This is a genomic window from Streptomyces sp. NPDC059003, assembly GCF_042740445.1.
Lineage (GTDB): Bacteria > Actinomycetota > Actinomycetes > Streptomycetales > Streptomycetaceae > Streptomyces.
On the sequence record NZ_JBHYJH010000148.1, the window covers coordinates 1 to 23,194 of the forward strand.

The 23,194-nt window shown below is 71.9% G+C and carries 17 protein-coding genes; 10 read left to right on the plus strand and 7 right to left on the minus strand.

Annotation, left to right across the window (positions count from 1 at the left end; all coding sequences use genetic code 11):
• The first annotated feature begins 369 nt into the window (after positions 1–369).
• The 4 genes from trpB (at position 370) to lgt (ending at position 4,397) form a co-directional block, all read left to right on the plus strand.
• Entirely contained in the window at positions 370–1,662 is a 1,293-nt protein-coding gene (gene trpB, locus ACFWZ5_RS35310) for a tryptophan synthase subunit beta (protein WP_384798290.1), read from the plus strand.
• Complete coding sequence (gene trpA, locus ACFWZ5_RS35315; protein WP_384798293.1) at positions 1,659–2,483, plus strand: tryptophan synthase subunit alpha; 825 nt, start codon at positions 1,659–1,661, stop codon at positions 2,481–2,483. The genes trpB and trpA overlap by 4 nt, the downstream gene beginning before the upstream one ends.
• 63 nt (positions 2,484–2,546) lie before the next feature.
• Entirely contained in the window at positions 2,547–3,329 is a 783-nt protein-coding gene (locus tag ACFWZ5_RS35320; RefSeq protein WP_384798296.1) for a thioredoxin domain-containing protein, read from the plus strand.
• Between the two features lie 123 nt (positions 3,330–3,452).
• Complete coding sequence (lgt, locus tag ACFWZ5_RS35325; protein WP_384798299.1) at positions 3,453–4,397, plus strand: prolipoprotein diacylglyceryl transferase; 945 nt, start codon at positions 3,453–3,455, stop codon at positions 4,395–4,397.
• 61 nt (positions 4,398–4,458) lie between these two features.
• Here lgt and ACFWZ5_RS35330 read toward each other — a convergent pair whose 3' ends face one another.
• From ACFWZ5_RS35330 to ACFWZ5_RS35360, 7 genes are read right to left on the minus strand one after another with little or no spacing between them, the layout of a single operon-like run.
• Positions 4,459–5,286, minus strand: coding sequence for an HpcH/HpaI aldolase/citrate lyase family protein (locus ACFWZ5_RS35330; RefSeq protein ID WP_384798301.1), 828 nt, complete (start codon positions 5,284–5,286; stop codon positions 4,459–4,461).
• Positions 5,283–6,497, minus strand: coding sequence for a CaiB/BaiF CoA transferase family protein (locus tag ACFWZ5_RS35335; RefSeq protein ID WP_384798304.1), 1,215 nt, complete (start codon positions 6,495–6,497; stop codon positions 5,283–5,285). The genes ACFWZ5_RS35330 and ACFWZ5_RS35335 overlap by 4 nt, the downstream gene beginning before the upstream one ends.
• Positions 6,494–7,396: a ribokinase gene (gene rbsK, locus ACFWZ5_RS35340; protein ID WP_384798307.1), complete on the minus strand. Its 903-nt coding sequence runs from the start codon at positions 7,394–7,396 to the stop codon at positions 6,494–6,496. Before rbsK ends, ACFWZ5_RS35335 begins: the two co-directional genes overlap by 4 nt.
• On the minus strand, positions 7,393–8,802 hold the full coding sequence (locus tag ACFWZ5_RS35345) for an ADP-ribosylglycohydrolase family protein (protein WP_384798310.1): 1,410 nt from the start codon (positions 8,800–8,802) through the stop codon (positions 7,393–7,395). Before ACFWZ5_RS35345 ends, rbsK begins: the two co-directional genes overlap by 4 nt.
• The gene (locus ACFWZ5_RS35350) at positions 8,799–9,953 is read right to left on the minus strand and encodes an ADP-ribosylglycohydrolase family protein (protein ID WP_384798312.1); all 1,155 of its coding nucleotides are present in this window, start codon (positions 9,951–9,953) and stop codon (positions 8,799–8,801) included. The genes ACFWZ5_RS35345 and ACFWZ5_RS35350 overlap by 4 nt, the downstream gene beginning before the upstream one ends.
• Entirely contained in the window at positions 9,892–11,208 is a 1,317-nt protein-coding gene (locus ACFWZ5_RS35355; RefSeq protein WP_384798315.1) for an ADP-ribosylglycohydrolase family protein, read from the minus strand. The genes ACFWZ5_RS35350 and ACFWZ5_RS35355 overlap by 62 nt, the downstream gene beginning before the upstream one ends.
• 50 nt (positions 11,209–11,258) lie before the next feature.
• Positions 11,259–12,266, minus strand: coding sequence for an ADP-ribosylglycohydrolase family protein (locus tag ACFWZ5_RS35360; RefSeq protein WP_384798318.1), 1,008 nt, complete (start codon positions 12,264–12,266; stop codon positions 11,259–11,261).
• Between the two features lie 300 nt (positions 12,267–12,566).
• Here ACFWZ5_RS35360 and ACFWZ5_RS35365 point away from each other — a divergent pair, with 300 nt between their 5' ends.
• The 6 genes from ACFWZ5_RS35365 to ACFWZ5_RS35390 all read left to right on the plus strand — a co-directional run bounded on the left by ACFWZ5_RS35365 (position 12,567) and on the right by ACFWZ5_RS35390 (position 23,142).
• Positions 12,567–13,298, plus strand: a complete 732-nt coding sequence (locus ACFWZ5_RS35365) for a VIT1/CCC1 transporter family protein (protein WP_384798321.1) — start codon at positions 12,567–12,569, stop codon at positions 13,296–13,298.
• Between the two features lie 388 nt (positions 13,299–13,686).
• Positions 13,687–18,198 carry a glutamate synthase large subunit gene (gene gltB / locus ACFWZ5_RS35370; RefSeq protein ID WP_384798336.1) on the plus strand — a complete coding sequence of 1,504 codons (4,512 nt, stop codon included), beginning with the start codon at positions 13,687–13,689 and terminating at the stop codon, positions 18,196–18,198.
• Positions 18,191–19,651 (plus strand): glutamate synthase subunit beta, encoded by a 1,461-nt coding sequence (locus tag ACFWZ5_RS35375; protein WP_384798324.1) that lies wholly within the window; start codon positions 18,191–18,193, stop codon positions 19,649–19,651. Before gltB ends, ACFWZ5_RS35375 begins: the two co-directional genes overlap by 8 nt.
• A 339-nt stretch (positions 19,652–19,990) precedes the next feature.
• Complete coding sequence (locus ACFWZ5_RS35380) at positions 19,991–21,295, plus strand: sugar ABC transporter substrate-binding protein (protein WP_384798327.1); 1,305 nt, start codon at positions 19,991–19,993, stop codon at positions 21,293–21,295.
• 18 nt (positions 21,296–21,313) lie between these two features.
• Positions 21,314–22,312 (plus strand): carbohydrate ABC transporter permease, encoded by a 999-nt coding sequence (locus ACFWZ5_RS35385; RefSeq protein WP_384798330.1) that lies wholly within the window; start codon positions 21,314–21,316, stop codon positions 22,310–22,312.
• Positions 22,309–23,142, plus strand: coding sequence for a carbohydrate ABC transporter permease (locus ACFWZ5_RS35390; RefSeq protein ID WP_384798333.1), 834 nt, complete (start codon positions 22,309–22,311; stop codon positions 23,140–23,142). The genes ACFWZ5_RS35385 and ACFWZ5_RS35390 overlap by 4 nt, the downstream gene beginning before the upstream one ends.
• Positions 23,143–23,194 lie beyond the last annotated feature (52 nt).

Sequence of the window (23,194 nt, forward strand, 5' to 3'; positions counted from 1 at the left end):
TCCTTTCTATCTGATTCGGCGTCGACCGAGATCTACACGACCTTTCTCGTGGGCAGCTTCTGTTGTGTATACGTGACAGTCGGGGGGGTTGCTCGCCGTCGGGGGGGTTGGGAATTCCCCACGCCCGCCCCTTCCCCAAACCCGGGGGCTTCGCCCCCTGGACCCCCGGGTGGGTGGGCCCTACCCACCGGGCTGAGCCCGGGCCGGCGTCCTGGTGTCCACCGGGCCAAGCCCGGGGCGGCACCCCGGCGTGCCGGGTCACGGGCGGGCGGGTGGGGAAATCCGCCGCGAAGCGGCGGGGCGGAGGCCGAAGAGGCGTACCACGCATACGGTGACCCACATTCGCTCAGGACGACATGAGGTACCCCTATGCCCAGCGAGTTCTTCATCCCCGACCCGGAGGGTCAGACCCCCAGCGCCGAAGGCTACTTCGGCGCGTACGGAGGCAAGTTCATCCCCGAAGCCCTGGTCGCGGCAGTCGACGAGGTGGCCGTCGAGTTCGACAAGGCCAAGGCCGACCCCGAGTTCGCGCGCGAGCTCGACGATCTGCTCGTGAACTACACGGGCCGCCCGAGCGCCCTCACCGAGGTGCCCCGGTTCGCCGAGCACGCCGGCGGCGCCCGCGTGTTCCTCAAGCGCGAGGACCTGAACCACACCGGTTCCCACAAGATCAACAACGTGCTCGGCCAGGCGCTGCTCACCAAGCGCATGGGCAAGACCCGCGTCATCGCCGAGACGGGAGCGGGACAGCACGGCGTCGCCACGGCCACCGCCTGCGCGCTCTTCGGCCTCGACTGCACCATCTACATGGGCGAGATCGACACCCAGCGCCAGGCCCTGAACGTGGCCCGGATGCGGATGCTCGGCGCCGAGGTCATCGCGGTGAAGTCCGGCTCGAGGACGCTGAAGGACGCCATCAACGAGGCGTTCAGGGACTGGGTCGCCAACGTCGACCACACCCACTACCTGTTCGGGACCGTGGCCGGGCCGCACCCCTTCCCGGCGATGGTGCGCGACTTCCACCGCGTCATCGGGGTCGAGGCGCGCCGCCAGATCCTGGAGCGCGCCGGACGCCTGCCCGACGCGGCCGTCGCCTGCGTCGGCGGCGGGTCCAACGCCATCGGGCTCTTCCACGCCTTCATCCCGGACGCGGGCGTGCGGCTCGTCGGGTGCGAGCCCGCGGGCCACGGCGTCGACACCGGCGAGCACGCGGCGACGCTCACCGCGGGCGAGCCGGGCATCCTGCACGGGTCGCGGTCGTACGTCCTCCAGGACGACGAGGGCCAGATCACCGAGCCGTACTCCATCTCGGCCGGGCTCGACTACCCCGGCATCGGCCCCGAGCACGCCTTCCTCAAGGACAGCGGCCGCGGCGAGTACCGGGCCGTCACGGACGACGCGGCCATGCAGGCCCTGCGCCTGCTCTCCCGTACGGAAGGCATCATTCCGGCGATCGAGAGCGCCCACGCGCTCGCCGGGGCCATCGAGGTCGGCAAGGAGCTCGGCAAGGACGGCCTGCTCGTCGTCAACCTGTCCGGGCGCGGCGACAAGGACATGGACACCGCCGCCCGTTACTTCGGTCTGTACGACGGCGACGACGGCGACGACGGCGACGACAAGGGCGACAAGGGCAGCAAGGGCGACGAGGGGGACTCCAAGTGAGCGGGAACATCCGGCTGTTGAGCGACACCCTCGCCGCCGCCAGGGCCGAGGGCCGCTCCGCCCTCATCGCGTACCTCCCGGCGGGCTTCCCCACCGTGGACGGCGGCATCGAGGCGATCAAGGCGGTCTTCGACGGCGGCGCCGACGTGGTCGAGGTCGGCCTGCCGCACAGCGACCCGGTGCTCGACGGGCCCGTCATCCAGACCGCGGACGACATCGCGCTGCGCGGCGGCGTGAAGATCGCGGACGTCCTGCGCACGGTGCGCGAGGCCCACGCGGCCACGGGCAAGCCGGTGCTCGTCATGACGTACTGGAACCCCATCGACCGCTACGGCGTCGAGCGCTTCACCGCCGAGCTCGCCGAGGCGGGCGGCGCCGGCTGCATCCTGCCCGACCTGCCCGTGCAGGAGTCGGCGCTGTGGCGCGAGCACGCGGCCAAGCACGACCTGGCCACCGTCTTCGTCGTCGCGCCCAGCAGCAAGGACGAGCGGCTCGCGACGATCACGGCGGCGGGCTCCGGCTTCGTGTACGCCGCGTCCCTGATGGGCGTCACCGGCACCCGCGCGTCGGTGGGCGCGCAGGCCGAGGACCTGGTCCGGCGCACCCGCGCGAGCACGGACCTGCCGGTCTGCGTCGGCCTCGGCGTCTCCAACGCCACCCAGGCCGCCGAGGTCGCGGGCTTCGCCGACGGCGTCATCGTGGGCTCGGCGTTCGTCCAGCGCATGCTCGACGCCGACGACGAGGCGGCGGGCCTCGCCGCGGTGCGGGCGCTCGCGGGTGAGCTCGCGCAGGGCGTACGGGGCGCACGGGGGCCCGCGTAGCCCGAATGAGTGGACCTGGACCGGGGAGGCGCGCTCGCGCCTCCCCGGTTCGTTTGGTCCGGTATGAGCGACAAGAACCGTGAGGGTAAGCGCACGGCCCGCGAGCGGCTGGCGGTAGAGCGAGAGCGGCAGAAGTCACGCGACAAGCGGCGCCGCACGATCCTGGTGAGCGCCGCCGTCGTCGGCGTGCTCGCCCTGGCCACGGTCGGCGGCCTGCTCGCGGCGAACGCCGGGGACGACGACAAGAAGAAGGACGCGTCGGGCCCGGTCGTCGCCCCGAAGGGCGCGGTCGACGACGAAGGACCGGCGATCCCGCTCGGCAAGGCCGACGCCAAGTCCACGCTCACCGTCTGGGAGGACTTCCGCTGCCCGGCCTGCAAGCAGTTCGAGGACGGCTACCGCGCGACGGTCAACGAGCTCGCCGACAAGGGCCTGCTGAAGGCCGACTACCACCTCGCGACGCTCATCGACGACAACATGGGCGGCAAGGGCTCCCTGCGCGCCGCCAACGCCGCGGCCTGCGCCCAGGACGCGGGGAAGTTCCCCGCGTACCACGACCTGCTGTTCCAGAACCAGCCCGCGGAGACGGACGACGCCTTCGCCGACAACGACAAGCTGATCGAGCTCGCGGGCAAGGTCGAAGGACTGGACACGGCCGCGTTCAAGAAGTGCGTGACCGACGGCACGCACAACAGCTGGGTCGTGAAGTCCGACAAGGCCTTCGAGGACGCGGGCCTGCGGGGCACGCCCACGGTCCTGCTCGACGGCAAGAACATCTTCGAGGACCAGAAGAACCCGCTCACCCCGCAGAAGCTGAAGCAGAAGGTGGAGCAGGCCGCCCGCTAGCCCCCCTGCTGACGGCCGTCCCGCCGACGAGCGCCGCGCCGCCCGGCCCCCGGGCGGCGTTATGGACCCGTTGCCGGGGCGGTTGCCGTCACCGCGGCCCGGCGCGGTAGCGTCGACCCTGCCATGGAACTTGCCTACATCCCCAGCCCGTCGCGCGGAGTGGTCGACCTCGGCCCCATTCCGCTGCGCGGCTACGCGTTCTGCATCATCATCGGCGTGTTCGTTGCCGTGTGGCTCGGCAACAAGCGGTGGATCGCCCGCGGCGGCCGCCCCGGCACCGTGGCGGACATCTCCGTGTGGGCGGTGCCGTTCGGACTCGTCGGCGGCCGCCTCTACCACGTGATCACGGACTACCAGCTGTACTTCAGCGACGGCCGTGACTGGGTGGACGCCTTCAAGATCTGGGAGGGCGGGCTCGGCATCTGGGGCGCGATCGCGTTCGGCGCGGTCGGCGCGTGGATCGGCTGCCGCAGGCGCGGCATCCCGCTGCCCGCGTGGGCCGACGCCCTCGCCCCCGGCATCGCCCTCGCCCAGGCCATCGGCCGCTGGGGCAACTGGTTCAACCAGGAGCTGTACGGCAAGGAGACGGACCTGCCGTGGGCGCTGAAGATCACCAGCTCCGCGGACGGGCGGGTCCCGGGCACGTACCACCCGACGTTCCTGTACGAGTCGCTGTGGTGCGTCGGCGTCGCGCTCCTGGTCATCTGGGCCGACCGCCGCTTCAAGCTCGGGCACGGGCGGGCCTTCGCGCTGTACGTCGCCTCGTACTGCGTGGGCCGCTTCTGGATCGAGTACATGCGCGTGGACGACGCGCACGAGTTCCTCGGCCTGCGCCTGAACAACTGGACCGCGCTGGTCGTCTTCCTCCTCGCCGTCGTCTACCTGGTGATCTCGGCCCGTACGCGGCCCGGTCGCGAGGAGATCGTCGAGCCCGGAGCGGTGGCTGGCGAGGGCGCCTCCAGCAGTGGTGACAAGGCCGAGGGCACCCCCTCGGAGGCCGAGTCGTCCGGCGACGAGAAGCCCGCGTCCGAGTCCGAGGGCGAGGCGGAGTCCGCTCAGAAGGGCTGAGGGGCGTTCGGCACCGCCGGAGAGGCTCGTTCGGGTTGTTCGCCATCGCGGCGGGATTCCATCAGCCACCCGACCTGTCCAAGGTTCTGCGGGCCTCCGCCACCACCGCCCGGTCCACGAAGCGGCCGTCGGGGAGCGCTTGCGCTCCCCGTTCCGCTTCCGCCGCCTTGACGATCGTCTCCGCCCGCTCGATCTCCTCCCGGGACGGGAGGTACGCGCGCTCGATGACGGGGAGCTGGCGCGGATGGATGGCCGCGCGGCCCACGAAGCCGAGGGCCCGGCCGTGCGCGCAGGACTCCGCGAGGCCCGCCAGGTCACGGGTGTCGGGGTAGACCGACTGCGGCGGCGAGGGCAGGGTGGCGGCGCGTGCCGCGAGCACCACCCGGGAGCGCGCCCAGTCGAGGCCCGCGTCGTCCCGTACGCCGATGTCGGCGCGGAGGTCCGCCTCGCCGAGCGACAGGCCCCGCAGGGCGGGGTGCGCGGTGGCGATCGCGTACGCCTGCTCGACGCCGAGGGCCGTCTCGATGAGCGCGTACAGGGCGGGCGCGCCGCCCTCCGCGGGGGCCGCCCGTTCGGCGGCTCGGACGACGTCCGCGGCGGCGGTCACCTTGGGCAGCCGGAGGCCGGTGAGGCCGGGCAGCGGGGCGATCGCCGTCAGGTCGGCGTCGGACGGCGGTGTGCCGAGGGCGTTCACGCGGACGTGGACCGGGACCGCCTGCCGCGCGGAGAGCAGCTCCACGGTGGCCGCGCGGGCGTAGTCCTTGCGGTCGGGCGCGACCGCGTCCTCCAGGTCGACGATCACCACGTCCGCGCCCGCGAGCAGCGCCTTCGCCACCACGTCGGGGCGGTCCCCGGGGACGTACAGCCAGGTCAGCGGGGTCGGTCTCATAGGGCGCCCGCCGTGCGCAGGGCGGTGATCTCCCGCTCGGTCAGGCCGATCCCGGCCAGGATCGCGTCGGTGTCGGCGCCGTGCGGGCGGCCCGCCCAGCGGATCGCGCCCGGCGTCTCGCTGAGCCGGAACAGGACGTTCTGCATACGGATCGGGCCGAGCTCCGGGTCGGGGACGGTGGTGAGGGTGTCGAGCGCGGCGTACTGCGGGTCCCGCATGACGTCACGTACGTCCTGCACGGGCGCCACCGCCGCCTCCGCCTTCTCGAAGGCCGTCATGACCTCGGCGCGGGTGTGCCGGGCGATCCAGGAGCCGACCGCCTCGTCGAGGACGTCCGCGTGCGCCGCGCGCTCGACTCCGGTCGCGAACCACGGCTCGGCGGCCAGCTCCGGGCGGCCGACCAGGCGCACGACCCGCTCCGCGATCGACTGCGCGGACGTGGAGACGGCGACCCAGGTGCCGTCGGCGGTGCGGTAGGTGTTGCGGGGCGCGTTGTTCGTGGAGCGGTTGCCGGTGCGCGGCTGTACGTGGCCCAGCTGGTCGTACCAGAGCGGCTGGGGGCCGAGGACCGTGAGGATCGGCTCGATGATCGCCATGTCGACGACCTGGCCGCGGCCCGTGCGGTCCCGGGCCGCGAGGGCCGTCATCACCGCGTACGCCGTCGCCAGGCCCGCGATCGAGTCCGCGAGGCCGAACGGCGGCAGCGTGGGCGGCCCGTCCGGCTCGCCGGTCACCGCGGCGAAGCCGCTCATGGCCTCGGCGAGCGTGCCGAATCCGGGGCGGCGCGCGTACGGGCCGAACTGGCCGAAGCCCGTGACGCGGGCGAGCACCAGGCGCGGGTTGGCCGCGCTCAGCTCGTCCCAGCCGAGGTCCCACTTCTCCAGGGTGCCGGGGCGGAAGTTCTCGACGATCACGTCCGTGCCGGCGGCGAGGCGCAGCAGCGTGGCGCGGCCGCCGGGGGTGGAGAGGTTCAGCGTCATCGTGCGCTTGTTGCGGCCGAGCAGCTTCCACCACAGGCCGACGCCGTCCTTGGCCGGGCCGTGGCCGCGGGACGGGTCGGGGCGCGTGGGGTGCTCGACCTTGATCACGTCCGCGCCGAAGTCGCCGAGCAGGGTGGCGGCGAGGGGCCCGGCGAAGAGGGTCGCGAGGTCGAGGACGCGCAGGCCGTCCAGCGGGGGCGGGGGAGAGGGTGAGGGCGGGGTCCTGGTCATCGTGGGGCCGCCGCTTCCTTGTCGATCTCCGTGCGGTACGGCATGGAGGTCGCCGCGCCGGGCCGCTGTACGGAGAGCGCGGCGGCGGACGACGCCCACGCGAGCGCGTCCCGCGTGGGCCTGCCCTCGCCGAGCGCCACCGCGAGCGCGCCGACGAACGTGTCGCCCGCGCCCGTCGTGTCCACCGCGGTGACCCGCGGCGCGGGCACCGTCACGGGCTCGGCGCCCCGCGCCGCGTACAGGCTGCCCGCCGAGCCGAGCGTGACGACGACCTCCGGCACCTGGGAGAGCAGCGCACGGGCCGCCGCGGCCGGGTCCTCGATGCCGGTGAGCGCGGCGGCCTCGTGCTCGTTGGGGATCAGCAGGTCGGTGGCGGCGAGGAGTTCGGGGGGCAGGGGCTGCGCGGGGGCCGGGGTGAGGACGGTGCGCACGCCGTGGCCGCGGGCGTACTCGGCGGCGGCGAGCACGCCCTCCAGCGGGACCTCCAGCTGGAGGAGGAGCAGGTCGGCGGAGGCGATCAGGGCCTCGTCGCCGTGCGAGAGGGCGCTGAGCGCGGCGTTGGCGCCGGGGACGACGACGATCGCGTTGCCGCCGTCGTCGTCGACGACGATGTGGGCGGTGCCGGTGGCGCCCTCCACGGTGCGCAGCAGGTCGGTGTCCACGCCCGAGTGGTCGAGCGCGCCGCGCAGCTGTGTGCCGAAGGCGTCGGTGCCGACCGCGCCGATCATCGAGACCGTGGCGCCCGCGCGGGCCGCGGCGACGGCCTGGTTGGCGCCCTTGCCGCCGGGGAAGGTGCGGAACTCGCGGCCGGTGACGGTCTCGCCGCGCTGCGGCGCGGTGGCCACGTACGCGACGAGGTCCATGTTGGTGCTGCCCAGGACGACGATGTGCGGGGTCATCGGTCAGGTCTCTCCTCTGTCGGGTGATGGTGCGTCAAGTCGGCGGTGATGCGGGCGAGTTCGTCGAAGCCGATGCCGTCGAAGGAGCCGACGGACGTGGCGAGCCGGTTCTTCAGCGGTGCCGTCCAGCGCTCCGGCAGCGCGTCCGGGTGCCCGGCCAGGAGGCCCGCGACCGACCCGGCGGTGGCGCCGTTGGAGTCCGTGTCCCAGCCGCCGGACACGGCGCGCGTGATGGACGCGGTGAAGTCGCCGTCGGCGTGCGTGAGGGCGGCGGCGAGCAGGGCCGCGTTCGGCACGACGTGGACCCAGTGGTACGTGCCGTACGCGGCGTGCAGCCGGTCCACCACGTCGTCGAAGTCCCGTGTGGTCAGGGCAAGTCGGATGCCGTGGCTGACGGCTCTGTGCAGGCGCGAGTCGGGCGGGATCACCGTCAGGCCCGTCGCCAGGCAGTGGTGGACGTCGCCCGTGCCGGACGCCGCCTCCGCGATCGTCGCCGCCGCGAACATCGCGCCGTACACGCCGTTGTCCGTGTGGGTGAGGCGGGCGTCCCGCGCGGCCTGTTCGGCTGCCGCCGCCGGGGCGCCGGGGTTGGTCCAGCCGTGGACGTCCGCGCGGATCAGGGCGCCGATCCACTCGCGGAACGGGTTGCGGTGGCGGGCCGTGCGGGGTGGGGCGATGCCGTTCAGGAGGTTGCGGTAGGCGACGCGTTCCGCGGTGAAGGTGCGGGCCGCGGGGAGCTCCTCCAGCCAGAGGGTTGCCACGTCCGTGGTGGTGAAGGCGGGGCCGTGGCGCTGGAGCAGCAGGAGGTTCAACAGGGGGTAGTTGAGGTCGTCGTCCTCCGGTGTGCCGTCGATGTTCTCGGCGAGGGAGGTGGGGGCGGAGCGTCTGTTCCAGGGGTGGGCGCGGGTGAGGTGGGGTGGGACGCCGCGGGCGGTGAACCAGGTGTGCAGGGGCCAGTTTCCGGTGGACCTGGCCAGGGTGCGGATGGCTGTGAGGGGGAGTTTCTCGACGGGTTTGCCGAGGACGCAGCCTGCGGCTCGGCCCAGCCAGGCGGTGTGGAGGCGGGTGCGGTGGGTGGACCCTGTCGGGGGCTCCCCAATCCCGCCCCTTCCCGAAACCATGGGGCTCCGCCCCCTGGACCCCCGTTCATCGCGCTTCGCGCTCGTCCTCAAGCGCCGGACGGGCTGGATATCCTCGTCCTCCAGTTCCGCCAAGAGGCGTTCCGCCAGGGCGCGTAGCTGCGGTGTGGCCTGGTGCGGGGAGGCGCCCGACGACGGTGGCGTGGGGGAGCCGCCCGCTGATTCCCATGCCTGGCGGATGGGGGTGACGTCTCTGCCCTCCTCCTCCGCCTGGCGGAGTTCGTGGGGGAGGAGGTCCTCGGGCTGCAGCCAGGTCAGGCGCATCATGAGGGGGTGTCCGTCAGCGTTGCGAAGGCCTGCTCGTGGGTGCGGCGGCGGGAGCGGTCCTTGGCGTGGATCTCTTCGGCGACCTTCGCGAGGGCCGTCGCCGGGGCGTGCAGGTCGAGGCGGCTGGCCCGGGACACCGTCGTCGACCAGTCGGCGGGCACGGCGGCGGCGCCGCTCAGGGCGCCCGTGATCGCGCCGCTCATCGTCGCGATCGAGTCGCAGTCGCGGCCGTAGTTGACCGACCCGAGCACCGTGCGGCGGTAGTCGCCGTCGCCGATGAGCACCATGGCCAGGGCGATGGGCAGTTCCTCGATGGCGTGCAGGCGCGAGGGGCGGCGGGCGCCCAGCGAGGGGCTGCGGTAGTCGGGGCCGACCGTGTCGAAGGGGGCGATCGCCGTGCGCAGGGGAGCGAGGGCCGGTTCGAAGTCGTCGTGGGCGCCTGCCGCTTCGGCCGTCGCCTCGATCGCCGCGCGGGTGCCGTCCTTCGCCAGGGACAGGCAGGCGTCCAGGACGGAGGCGGGCGTGGCCCCGGGTGCGCAGGCCGCCGCCACCGCCGCCGCGAAGACCCCGGCCGCCTCCCTTCCGTACGACGACTGGTGCGCGCCCGCGACGTCCAGCGCCTCGGCGTAGGCGGCCGCCGGGTTCGCCGCGTTGACCAGGCCGACGGGGGCCATGTACATCGCGGCACCGCAGTTGACGATGTTGCCGGTGCCCGCCTCGCGCGGGTCCACATGGCCGTAGTGCAGGCGGGCGACGAGCCACTTCTCGGCGAGGAACAGACGTTGCAGGGGCAGCGCCTCGGCTTCGAGCTCGGGGATCCAGCGGGGGCTCGTGATCAGGTCGGGGACCAGGTGGTCGGCCACCGCGTACGCGTCGAGGTGGTCGCGGACCGTGGCGTACACGCGGACCAGGGCGTGCGTCAGCAACGTGTCGTCGGTGACGTGCCCGTCGCCCTTGTGGTACGGCGCGATGGGGCGGGCCGTGCGCCAGTCGTCGCCGTGCCAGGGGCCGACGATGCCCCGTACGCGGCCGCCGTGGCGCGCCACGATCTGCTCGGGCGACTGTCCCTCGACGGGGCCGCCGAGCGCGTCACCCACCGCCGCGCCCACCAGGCTGCCGGTGATCCGGTCCGTCAAGGGGGTGGTGTTCATGGGGGAGTGCTCCTTCCGGAGGGGTGCGTTCGGTGTCGGCCGGGTGCCCGGCCAGGCGTGCGGCGAGCTCCACCAGGTCCGTACCCGCGAGGCGGGGCAGGGCGCAGCCGGAGAGCGCCCGGCAGGTCGCGCGCCAGGTGTCCGGGATCGCCGCGGACGTGCCGAGCACGCCGGTCAGGGCCCCGGCGAGCGCGGGCGCCGAGTCCGCGACGCGGGACAGGCAGGCCGCGGCGGGCACCGCCTCGTGGACGCGGCCCCGGGCCGCGGTGGCCAGGGCGAGGGCGACCGGGACGGTCTCGGCCGCGGCGATGCCGTAGCTGTAGACGTGGTCGACGATCTGGTGCTCCAGGAGCGGGACCAGGGCGAACGTGGCGCCGCTGTCCTGGGTGCCGCACTCGTCGGCCAGGGCGATCGCGTGGCGGGCGTTGCGGCCGATCTCCGTGTGCGCGGGCAGCTGCGTGAGCGCGGCCGCCACCGCGTCCTCGGGGGTTCCGCCGCCGAGCGCGGCCGCGATCGCCGCGGCCATCGCGCGGGCGCCGTGCACGCCGTCGCCGTCCTGGGTGTACCGGGCGTCGAACTCCGCGAGCGCGGCGGCCCGTTCGGGGTCTCCCGGGTGGACGAGGGCGAGGACGCAGGCGCGTACGCAGGCCGCGTCGTCGAAGTAGTGCGGGTTGTCGTGGCCGGTGGCGGGCGGGGTGAGGCCCGCGGCGAGATTGCCGAGGCCGGCGCGGACGGAGATGCGGGCGCGCAGGGGGAGTACGGCGGACTCGACCTCCGGGGCGCGGGCCGCCGCCGCGGCGACCTCGCCCGCGAGGGTGTTCCAGGCGTGGGCGAGGGCGGTGCGGGTGCGGTGGTCCCGGGTGCGGGCGGGGGTACGGTCCCCTGCCTTCGGTGACTTGAGTGCCTTGAGTACGGACTCGGCGGTGTAGGCCGCCCATTCGGCGTCGTCGGAGGGGCCGAGGCGGAGGGGTTCGGGGGGCTGGTTCAGGGCGATGGGGACGGGGAGGGTGGTGGTCGCGTTGTGCTCGGCGAACGCCTCGAGTTCGCGGGTGAGGCGGCGGGTCCAGCCCGGCATGCGGGTTGCTCTGTGGCGGGCCGCGGGCCAGCCGGCGGCGTCGCCGGCGGCCAGGCCCAGGAGGAGGCCCTCCACCGGTAGGCGGGCTGAGTGGTCGTTGCCTGTGACGGTGGCCGTCGGATGGTGCTGTGCCCACCCTTCCCCAAGTTCTCGGCTTCGCTCGAACAGGGGAGGCCCCATTCGCCCTGCGGAACGACTGCCCACAGCCGGGACGGCGTATTCGCAATCGCTCACAGTGGCTCCTCGTCCGGGGTCAGTAGGTCGGCGATGTCCAGGACGTGGTGGCCGTGCATCGTGGGGAGGCAGGTGCCGGTTGCCGGGCCGATGGCCTTGGACCACTCGTGGGGGATGGCCGCGGCGCCGCAGGTCGCGCCCGACAGGGCTCCGGCGACGGCCGCCGTCGTGTCGGCGTCGCGGCCCATGTTGACCGCCGTGAGGACCGCCGTCGCGAAGTCGCCGTCGGCGGCCGCGTACGCGCCGAAGGCCAGGCCGACCGCCTCGGGGGCCAGGTCGGTCCAGGGGTAGCCGCCGATGACCACCGCGGAGCGGACCGCGCGTTCGCCCTGGTGGGCGACGGCCGCGGCGCGGCGCAGGGAGCGGGAGGTCCAGGAGTCGTACGGGATGACGGACAGGGCCGCCGCGACCACGGACGCCACCGGGGCCCCGGTCATGGCGGCCGCGACGCCCGCCGCGACCGCCTGGCCGCCGTAGATGCCCTCGCCGTCGTGGCTGACCGAGCCGTCGACGGCGACCAGGCGCGCCGCCTCCGCGGGGTTTCCGGCCGCGAAGACGCCGAAGGGTGCCGCGCGCATCGCGAGGCCGTCGCTCCAGGCGTGCCGGTGCTGGGCCGAGATGGGGGCCGCGAGGCCCCGGCGCAGGTTCTCCAGGGTGCCGCGCTCGCTGAAGCCCGCGCCGCGGAACGGGCCTTCGTCGAGGTCCACGATCCACCGGTGCCAGGCCGCCTCGACGTGGGCGACCGTGAGCGCGGAGCCGTGCCGGGCGAGGAGCAGGCCGGAGAAGATGGCGTACTCGGTGTCGTCCGTGCCCGACGGGTGCTCGGCGACGTACCCGGTGATGTGGCCCCAACGGCGGCGGATCTCCGAGGGTTTCAGGTTCTCCGCGGGCGCGCCGAGCGCGTCGCCGACGGCGAGGCCGAGCATCGCCCCGCGGGCCCGCTCGCGCAGGCCGTCGGCGCCGTCGGGCGCCGGGACGGAGGGAACGCATGCGACGGACGCCATGCCGTACCTCCCTGTGACGCTGACTGCCGGCTGCCGGACCGGGCCGCCGGGCTGACTGCCGGGTGGCAGTGCTTGGTGCATCCCTGCCACGCGGCGCCACTCACATGAGCATGCGTGTGCTCAGCGTCACCCCTTCGGCATGGTCGGCAGGGTCGGTCCGCGGGCCCCGCCGGGGGTGTGTTTTCGCAGGTAAGTACGGCCTTCCTTGCTGGCGAGAGCGATTTTTCGCGCGTACTTTCGAGGTGTCCAAGGAGATCGAGAGTCACCGGAAGTCACCGGATGAGGGGGCGTCAGCCAGTCATGGCCATCATCGACACCGAAGCACCGCTGCACGAGGCGCACCGCGACAACCACACCCACCGTGATGTCAACGGTGGCTGGCTGCGCCCGGCCGTCTTCGGCGCGATGGACGGGCTCGTGTCCAACCTCGCCCTGATGACCGGTGTCGCGGGCGGCGCCGTGTCGCAGCAGGCCATCGTCATCACCGGTCTCGCCGGGCTCGCGGCGGGCGCCTTCTCGATGGCCGCGGGCGAGTACACGTCCGTCGCCTCGCAGCGCGAGCTGGTGCAGGCGGAACTGGACGTGGAGCGGCGCGAGTTGCGTAAGCACCCCAAGGACGAGGAGCGGGAGCTCGCGGCCCTGTACGTGTCGCGCGGCGTCGACCCGGACCTGGCCCGCGAGGTCGCGCGGCAGCTGTCGGCCGACCCCGAGCAGGCCCTGGAGATCCACGCCCGCGAGGAGCTCGGCATCGACCCGGGCGACCTGCCGTCGCCGACCGTCGCCGCCGTGTCGTCCTTCGGGTCGTTCGCGCTCGGCGCCCTGCTGCCCGTGCTGCCGTATCTGCTGGGGGCGAGCGCCCTGTGGCCGGCCGTGCTGCTCGCGCTCGTCGGGCTTTTCGCGTGCGGGGCCGTCGTCGCCAAGGTGACCGCGCGGTCGTGGTGGTTCAGCGGGCTGCGGCAGCTGGTCCTCGGCGGGGCCGCGGCGGGTGTGACGTACGCCCTGGGCAGTCTGTTCGGGGCGGCCGTAGGATGAGCGGCCGCAGGTGTATGCAGGATCCTGCATAAGTAGCCATTACCGGACGGTTTCGATTCCATGGCCGGCGGGCATGAGCCGTAAGCGCTGCGGGCAATGAGGCCTGTGTCGCTTCGGGCCCACGGCCATGGATCTGTCCGTTCCGGCCCCCTCCCCAGAGCGCTCCCCACCCCAGAGCGCGTCCACATGTTGGAACGAAGTATCCGCTTTTCGAGAAGCGACCCATCATGTAACCTGCACGAAATTTCGCCAGGGCCAACGTCGTCCCTATCGCCGCTCGCGCCCCCGGAGCCCCATTCGCCCGGGAGGTAGCCCCACCACGACGACGGGAGTGCCGATGCGTTCCGACGCCTGGTCGCCCATGGACGGTCGCCCCGCCCCCCAGGGGATGTACGACCCCCGGAACGAACACGATGCCTGCGGTGTCGGGTTCGTGGCCACCCTCACCGGTGAGGCGAGCCATGAGCTCGTCGAGCAGGCGCTGACCGTACTGCGCAACCTGGAACACCGAGGCGCCACCGGATCCGAGCCCGACTCCGGGGACGGCGCCGGCATCCTGCTCCAGGTGCCGGACGCGTTCCTGCGCGAGGCCGCCGGATTCGAGCTGCCCGCGGCGGGCGCGTACGCCGTCGGCATCGCCTTCCTGCCCACCACCGGAACGGACGAGACCGTCTCACACATCGAGACGATCGCCGCCGAGGAGGGCCTGACCGTCCTCGGCTGGCGCGAGGTGCCCGTCGCCCCGACGCTGCTCGGCGCCACCGCCCGCTCGACGATGCCGGTCTTCCGGCAGATGTTCGTGACGGACGGCACGAGCACCGGGCTCGCCCTCGACCGCAAGGCGTTCGTCCTGCGCAAGCGCGCCGAGCGCGAGGCCGCCACGTACTTCCCGTCCCTGTCGGCCCGCACGATCGTCTACAAGGGCATGCTGACCACCGGCCAGCTGGAGCCCTTCTTCCCCGACCTGTCCGACCGCCGCTTCGCCACGGCGATCGCGCTCGTCCACTCGCGCTTCTCCACGAACACCTTCCCGAGCTGGCCGCTCGCCCACCCGTACCGCTTCGTCGCCCACAACGGCGAGATCAACACGGTCAAGGGCAACCGCAACTGGATGCGCGCCCGCGAGTCGCAGCTGGCCTCCGAGCTGTTCGGGGCCGGCGAGAAGCTGGAGCGGATCTTCCCGGTCTGTACGCCGGACGCCTCCGACTCCGCCTCCTTCGACGAGGTCCTCGAACTCCTCCACCTCGGCGGGCGCTCCCTGCCGCACAGCGTGCTCATGATGATCCCGGAGGCCTGGGAGAACCACGCCTCCATGGACCAGGCCCGGCGCGCCTTCTACCAGTACCACTCCACGATGATGGAGCCCTGGGACGGCCCGGCCTGCGTCACCTTCACCGACGGCACCCAGGTCGGCGCCGTGCTCGACCGCAACGGCCTGCGCCCCGGGCGCTACTGGGTCACCGACGACGGCCTCGTCGTCCTCGGCTCCGAGGTCGGCGTCCTCGACATCGACCCCGCCAAGGTCGTACGCAAGGGCCGCCTCCAGCCGGGCCGGATGTTCCTCGTCGACACCGCCGAGCACCGCATCGTCGAGGACGACGAGATCAAGGCCGCCCTCGCCGCCGAGCAGCCGTACCAGGAGTGGCTCGAGGCCGGCGAGATCGAGCTCTCCGACCTGCCCGAGCGCGAGCACATCGTGCACACGCACGCCTCCGTCACCCGCCGCCAGCAGACCTTCGGCTACACCGAGGAAGAGCTGCGCGTGCTGCTCGCCCCGATGGCCAAGGCCGGCGCGGAGCCCATCGGCTCGATGGGCACGGACACGCCGATCGCCGCGCTCTCCCAGCGGCCGCGGCTGATCTTCGACTACTTCACGCAGCTGTTCGCCCAGGTCACCAACCCGCCCCTGGACGCCATCCGCGAGGAGCTCGTCACCTCCCTGCACTCCTCGCTCGGCCCGCAGGGCAACCTCCTCGAGCCCACCGCCGCGTCCTGCCGCTCGGTCACGCTGCCGTTCCCGGTCATCGACAACGACGAGCTGGCCAAGCTCATCCACATCAACGCCGACGGCGACATGCCCGGCATGAAAGCCGCGACCCTGTCCGGCCTGTACCGGGTGCACGGCGGCGGCGACGCCCTCGCCGCCCGCATCGACGAGATCTGCGCGGAGGCCGACGCCGCCATCGAGGCCGGCGCCCGCCTGGTCGTGCTCTCCGACCGGCACTCGGACGCCGAGCACGCCCCGATCCCCTCGCTCCTGCTCACGGCGGCCGTCCACCACCACCTCATCCGGACGAAGCAGCGCACCCAGGTCGGCCTGCTCGTCGAGGCGGGCGACGTGCGCGAGGTCCACCACGTCGCGCTGCTCATCGGCTTCGGCGCCGCCGCCGTCAACCCCTATCTGGCGATGGAGTCCGTCGAGGACCTGGTCCGGGCCGGCACGTTCCTGCCCGGCATCGAGGCCGAGCAGGCCATCCGCAACCTCATTTACGCCCTCGGCAAGGGCGTCCTGAAGGTCATGTCCAAGATGGGCATCTCCACGGTCGCCTCCTACCGCGGCGCCCAGGTCTTCGAGGCCGTCGGCCTGGAGGAGTCCTTCGTCGAGAAGTACTTCAACGGCACCGCGTCCAAGATCGGCGGCGTCGGCATCGGTGTCGTCGCCGAGGAGGTCGCCGCCCGCCACGCCAAGGCGTACCCGGCCTCCGGCGTGCCGTCCGCGCACCGCGCCCTGGACATAGGGGGCGAGTACCAGTGGCGCCGCGAGGGCGAGCCGCACCTCTTCGACCCCGAGACGGTCTTCCGGCTCCAGCACTCCACGCGCAGCCGCCGCTACGACATCTTCAAGCAGTACACGGGCCGCGTGAACGAGCAGTCCGAGCGCCTGATGACGCTGCGCGGCCTGTTCGGCTTCAAGTCCGGCCGGGAGGCGATCCCCCTCGACGAGGTCGAGCCCGTCTCCGAGATCGTCAAGCGCTTCTCCACCGGCGCCATGTCGTACGGCTCCATCTCCAAGGAGGCGCACGAGACCCTCGCCATCGCCATGAACCAGCTGGGCGCCAAGTCCAACACCGGTGAGGGCGGCGAGGACCCGGACCGCCTCTACGACCCGGCGCGCCGCTCCAGCATCAAGCAGGTCGCGTCCGGCCGCTTCGGCGTGACGAGCGAATACCTGGTCAACGCCGACGACATCCAGATCAAGATGGCCCAGGGCGCCAAGCCCGGCGAGGGCGGCCAGCTGCCCGGCCACAAGGTGTACCCGTGGGTGGCGAAGACCCGGCACTCCACGCCGGGCGTGGGGCTCATCTCCCCGCCGCCGCACCACGACATCTACTCCATCGAGGACCTGGCCCAGCTGATCCACGACCTCAAGAACGCCAACCCGCGGGCCCGCATCCACGTGAAGCTGGTCTCCGAGGTCGGCGTCGGCACGGTCGCCGCGGGCGTCTCCAAGGCCCACGCGGACGTCGTCCTGATCTCCGGCCACGACGGCGGCACCGGCGCGTCCCCGCTGACCTCGCTGAAGCACGCGGGCGGCCCCTGGGAGCTCGGCCTCGCCGAGACCCAGCAGACGCTGCTGCTCAACGGCCTGCGGGACCGGATCGTCGTGCAGACCGACGGCCAGCTGAAGACCGGCCGCGACGTCGTCATCGCCGCGCTGCTCGGCGCCGAGGAGTTCGGCTTCGCGACCGCTCCGCTCGTCGTCTCCGGCTGCGTCATGATGCGCGTCTGCCACCTGGACACCTGCCCGGTCGGCATCGCCACGCAGAACCCGGTCCTGCGGGACCGCTTCAGCGGCAAGGCCGAGTACGTCGTGAACTTCTTCGAGTTCATCGCCGAGGAGGTCCGCGAGCTCCTCGCCGAGCTCGGCTTCCGCTCCATCGAGGAGGCCGTCGGCCACGCCGAACTCCTCGACACCGAGCGGGCCGTGAACCACTGGAAGGCCCAGGGCCTCGACCTGGAGCCGCTGTTCCACGTCCCCGACCTGCCCGAGGGCGCCGTGCGCCACCAGCTCGTCGCCCAGGACCACGGCCTGGAGAAGGCGCTCGACAACGAGCTGATCAGGCTCGCCGCCGACGCCCTGGCCGCGAACTCCCAGGAGGACGCCCAGCCGGTCCGCGCCCAGGTCGCGATCCGCAACATCAACCGCACGGTCGGCACCATGCTGGGCCACGAGGTGACGAAGAAGTTCGGCGGCGCGGGCCTGCCCGACGACACCGTCGACATCACCTTCACCGGCTCGGCGGGCCAGTCCTTCGGCGCCTTCGTGCCGCGCGGCGTGACGCTGCGCCTGGAGGGCGACGCCAACGACTACGTGGGCAAGGGCCTGTCCGGCGGCCGCGTGATCGTCCGCCCGGACCGCGGCGCCGACCACCTCGCCGAGTACTCCACGATCGCGGGCAACACCATCGCGTACGGCGCGACCGGCGGCGAGCTGTTCCTGCGCGGCCGCACCGGCGAGCGCTTCTGCGTGCGCAACTCCGGCGCCCTGGTGGTCTCCGAGGGCGTGGGCGACCACGGCTGCGAGTACATGACCGGCGGCCACGCCGTCGTGCTCGGCGAGACCGGCCGCAACTTCGCGGCGGGCATGTCCGGCGGCATCGCGTACGTCATCGACCTGGACCGCGACAACGTCAACTCCGGGAACCTGGCGGCCGTCGAGCCGCTCGACGACACCGACAAGCAGTGGCTGCACGACGTCGTGCGCCGCCACCAGGAGGAGACGGGCTCCACCGTCGCCGCGAAGCTGCTCGACGACTGGGACACGTCCGTGACCCGCTTCAGCAAGATCATCCCCAGCACGTACAAGGCAGTGCTCGCCGCCAAGGACGCCGCCGAGCGAGCCGGACTCTCCGAGTCCGAGATCACCGAGAAGATGATGGAGGCGGCGACCCATGGCTGACCCGAAGGGCTTTCTGAACCATGGCCGCGAGGTCGCGCGGACCCGCCCGGTCGGCGAGCGCGTGCAGGACTGGAACGAGGTCTACGTTCCGGGCTCGCTGCTCCCGATCATCTCCCAGCAGGCCTCGCGCTGCATGGACTGCGGCATCCCGTTCTGTCACAACGGCTGCCCGCTCGGGAACCTCATCCCCGAATGGAACGACTACGCGTACCGCGAGGACTGGTCGGCGGCCTCGGAGCGGCTGCACGCCACGAACAACTTCCCCGAGTTCACCGGACGCCTGTGCCCCGCTCCCTGCGAGGCGGCCTGCGTCCTCGGCATCAACCAGCCCGCCGTGACCATCAAGAACGTCGAGGTCTCGATCATCGACAAGGCGTGGGAGACCGGCGACGTCGCACCGCAGGCCCCCGAGCGCCTGTCCGGCAAGACGGTCGCGGTCATCGGCTCGGGCCCGGCCGGTCTCGCCGCCGCCCAGCAGCTGACCCGGGCCGGTCACACGGTCGCGGTGTACGAGCGCGCCGACCGCATCGGCGGCCTCCTTCGCTACGGCATCCCCGAGTTCAAGATGGAGAAGCGGCACATCAACCGGCGCATCGAGCAGATGCGCGCGGAGGGCACCAAGTTCCGCACCGGCGTGGAGATCGGCCGCGACATCGACGCGGCGAAGCTGCGCAAGCGCTACGACGCCGTGGTCATCGCGGCGGGCGCCACGACGGCCCGCGACCTGCCGGTCCCCGGCCGTGAGCTGGGGGGCGTCTACCAGGCCATGGAGTACCTGCCGCTCGCCAACAAGGTCCAGGAGGGCGACTATGTCACCACGCCCGTCTCGGCCGAGGGCAAGCACGTCGTCGTGATCGGCGGCGGCGACACCGGCGCGGACTGCGTGGGCACCGCCCACCGCCAGGGCGCGGCGTCCGTGACCCAGCTGGAGATCATGCCGCGCCCCGGCGAGGAGCGGTCCGCGGGCCAGCCGTGGCCGACGTTCCCCATGCTGTACAAGGTCACCTCCGCCCACGAGGAGGGCGGCGAGCGGGTCTACTCCGTCTCCACGACCCACTTCGAGGGCGACGAGGAAGGCAACGTGCAGTGGCTGCACCTCGTCGAGGTCGCCTTCGAGGACGGCAAGCTCGTCCAGAAGCCGGGTACGGAGCGGCGCATCCCCGCGCAGCTGGTCACCCTCGCGATGGGCTTCACCGGCACGGACCGGGAGAACGGCCTGGTCGACCAGTTCGGGCTCGACCTGGACGAGCGCGGGAACGTCGCGCGGGACGCCGAGTTCCAGACCAATGTCCCCGGGGTCTTCGTCGCCGGTGACGCGGGCCGCGGCCAGTCCCTCATCGTGTGGGCCATCGCCGAGGGCCGCTCCGCGGCGCGCGGCGTCGACCGCTTCCTCACGGGCGCCAGCGATCTCCCGGCCCCCATCCGTCCCACGGACCGTGCCCTGACCGTCTGACCCCTGGTCTATCCTGGTTCCACCTGAAACGTCCCGTACAACGGCGTACGGAACTGACGCGGCGCCCCCTAGTCCCCGACCGGACTACCTGGGGGCGCCGTGGTCTTTCCCGGCCCCGGCCGCGTACACCTGCCGCGTCCCCCTGCCGCATCGGACAATCGGGTGACCCACGTCACCCAATTCCATCGCGAGTCGGCGCCGTCGGGACCCCCCGAACCCCAGCGGTAGCGCCCCACGCAACGGTGATTACGGTTCGGCCGCGTCTCCGAAAGGGTCTAGACCGCCCACACCCTGTGTGACCAGAATCGCTCCCACCATAGGAACCTGAAGGGGGCCGGCATGAAGCGACGGGTCATCGCGGCGGGTTGTATCGCGCTGACGCTCGGTCTGACCGCCACGGCGTGCGGTGATGACGGCGACGACGGCAGCAAGGGCGACAAGCTCGACGGCAAGGGCAAGACCCTCACCGTATGGATCATGGAGGGCACCAACCCGGACCCCCGGCCCTTCTTCAAGGAGGTCGGCGCGGCCTTCGAGAAGAAGACCGGCGCCAAGATCAAGGTCGAGTACCAGCAGTGGGCCACCGCCCAGAAGAAGTTCACGACGGCCATCGAGGGCGGCCCGGACCAGGTCCCGGACGTCGCCGAGGTCGGCACGACGTGGGTGCCGCAGTTCGCGGAGACCGACGCGCTCGTCGACGTGACCGACGACGTGAAGAAGTCCGGCCTCGCCGACGACCTCGTCGAGGGCCTGAAGGACGCGGGCACGCTCGACGGCAAGCAGTACGGCATGCCGTGGTACGCGGGCGTGCGGTCGATCGTCTACCGCAAGGACATCTTCCAGAAGCACAACCTGAAGCCGCCGACGACCTGGAAGGAGCTCCAGGAGACGGCGAAGACGCTGAAGGCGAAGGAACCGAACATGATCGCGTTCCCGGTGGCGGGCGGCGCTGAGATGTTCGCGACGCCGTTCATCTGGGGCGCCGGCGGTGAACTCGCCACCCAGAGCGGCGACAAGTGGAAGTCCGGCATCAACTCGCCGGAGGCCGTGAAGGGCATCCAGTTCTACACGGACCTCGCGCGCAAGGACAAGGTCTCCCCGGCCAAGGTCAACACCTGGACGGAGAAGGAGGTCGGCGACGCCTGGAACAAGGGCGAGATCTCCATGGCGGTCGGCGGCAACTGGACGCCGAAGGCCATCACCGACGCGAACCCGAAGCTCAAGGGCAAGCTCGGCGCCGTGCCGATCCCGGGCGAGAAGGGCGGCATGAGCAAGTCCTTCCTCGGCGGCTCCTACCTGTCGGCGTTCGACACCGACAAGAAGGAACTCGCCTGGGAGCTGGTGAAGCTCATGACCACCGGTGAGTTCGCCGCGAAGTGGGCCAAGCAGACCAACTACTTCCCCGGCCAGAACTCCGAGCTGAAGAAGATCGAGCAGCAGAAGGACCCGCTGGTCGAGCCGTTCGCCAAGCAGATGATCGAGGCCGGCGCGACCGTGCCCAAGACCAAGGCGTACGGCGAGATCCAGGCCTCGCAGGTCGTCACCGGCATGGTGCAGTCGATCCTGAACGGCAAGGCGTCCGTCAAGGAGGCCGCGGACAAGGCGGCGAGTGACATGGACAAGATCTTCGCCAAGGACAAGTAGCCAGGGACGCGTACCGTCGTGAAAGAAACGCTCGTCAGCGGCGGGCCGAAGGCGACCATCCCTTCGGCCCGCGGCCCCCGCCCCGCGGACGGCGGCGCCGAGGCCGCACGCCGCCGCAAGAAGCTGATCACCCTCACCCGGCCCTGGCTGCTGCTCGCGCCCTCGCTCGTCGTGCTCGCGGGCCTGCTCCTGTGGCCGCTGATCCAGGTCGGCAAGCTGTCGCTGCAGGACTACAAGGTCAAGTTCGGCGGCGGCGAAGGCACGTACATCGGATTCGACCACTACAAGGACCTGCTGACCGGCGACCTGCTGTGGAAGACGGTCCTGCCGAACACGGTGTTCTTCGCGTTCGCCTGCGTCGGTCTGACCGTCGCGCTCGGCACGGCCGTGGCGCTGCTGCTCAACCGCCTCGGCCCGACGTGGAAGCTGATCTGCTCCGTGTCGATCCTGGCCGCCTGGGCGATGCCCGCGGTGACCGGGACGTACGTCTGGATCTGGCTGTTCTCGCCGGAGGACGGCATGGTCAGCCAGGTCGCCGACTCGATGGGCCTGATCGACGCCGAGACCACCAACTGGTTCACCGAGCGGCTGCCGTTCTACGCCATCGCCACGGTCAACGTCGTCCACCACGGCTTCCCGTTCGTCGCGATCACCGTGCTCGCCGGGCTCCTCACCATCCCGAAGGAGCTGTACGAGGCGGGCGAGATCGACGGGGCCAACGCCTGGCAGCGGTTCTGGAAGATCACCGTGCCGACCATCAAGCCGGTCTTCCTCGTGGTGACGATCCTCTCCACCATCTGGGACTTCAAGGTCTTCACGCAGGTCTTCCTGATGCCAGGAGGCAGCGGCTCCAACCCGGACGTCTACAACCTCGGCGTCTACTCGTACATCGAGGCGTTCGCCAAGAACGACTACGGCACGGGCGCGGCGGCCGCCGTCCTGCTCACGGTGCTGCTCCTCGTCATCACGATCATCTACATCCGCACGCTGTTCCGGCAGGGGGAGGAGGACCTGTGACAACCCGACGCACCACGCTCGCCTCGCGCATCGGGCTGCCGCTCGCGGTGGCGGCGCTGCTCCTCTTCACGCTCTTCCCCGTCTACTGGATGGTCTCCACGGCGCTCGACCCGAAGGCGCTCACGCGCGGCTCCGACGTGCTGCCGAGCGGCATCAGCATGGAGCACTTCGAGTTCGTCTTCGACCGGGGCAACTTCGACCAGTACCTGCTGAACTCGGCGATCGTCGGCCTCGTCACGATCGTGGCGGCCGCGGCGCTCTCGCTGTTCGCGGCGATCGCGGTGGCCCGCTTCCGGTTCAAGTTCCGCACCTCCGTGCTGATCATGGTGCTTATCGTGCAGATGGTGCCGCTCGAGGCCCTGGTCATCCCGCTGTTCATCCAGATGCGGGACTACGAGATGCTCAACTCGCTGCTCGGCCTCTCGATCGTCTACATCGCCCTGTCGCTGCCGTTCGCGATCTGGACCCTGCGCGGGTTCGTCGCGGCGGTGCCCAAGGAGGTCGAGGAGGCCGCGTACATCGACGGCGCTTCCTGGCCGCGCATGTTCTGGTCGGTGCTGCTTCCGCTGGTCGCGCCGGGCCTCGTCGCCACGTCGATCTTCGCGTTCATCACGGCGTGGAACGAGTTCGTCTTCGCGTACACCTTCATGAAGGGCAGCGACAAGTACACGGCCGCGGTGGGGATCTACCAGTTCTTCGGTGAGAACACCACGTCGTGGGGCCCGGTCATGGCCAGCTCCACGCTCGTCACCGTGCCGGTGATGATCTTCTTCGTGATCGTGCACCGCAGGCTGGGCTCCGGCCTCGCGGCGGGAGCGGTCAAGGGCTGACGCGCCCGTCGCCCCGAGGGGGGTGCGGGGACCGGTGCCGTGGGGGCACCGG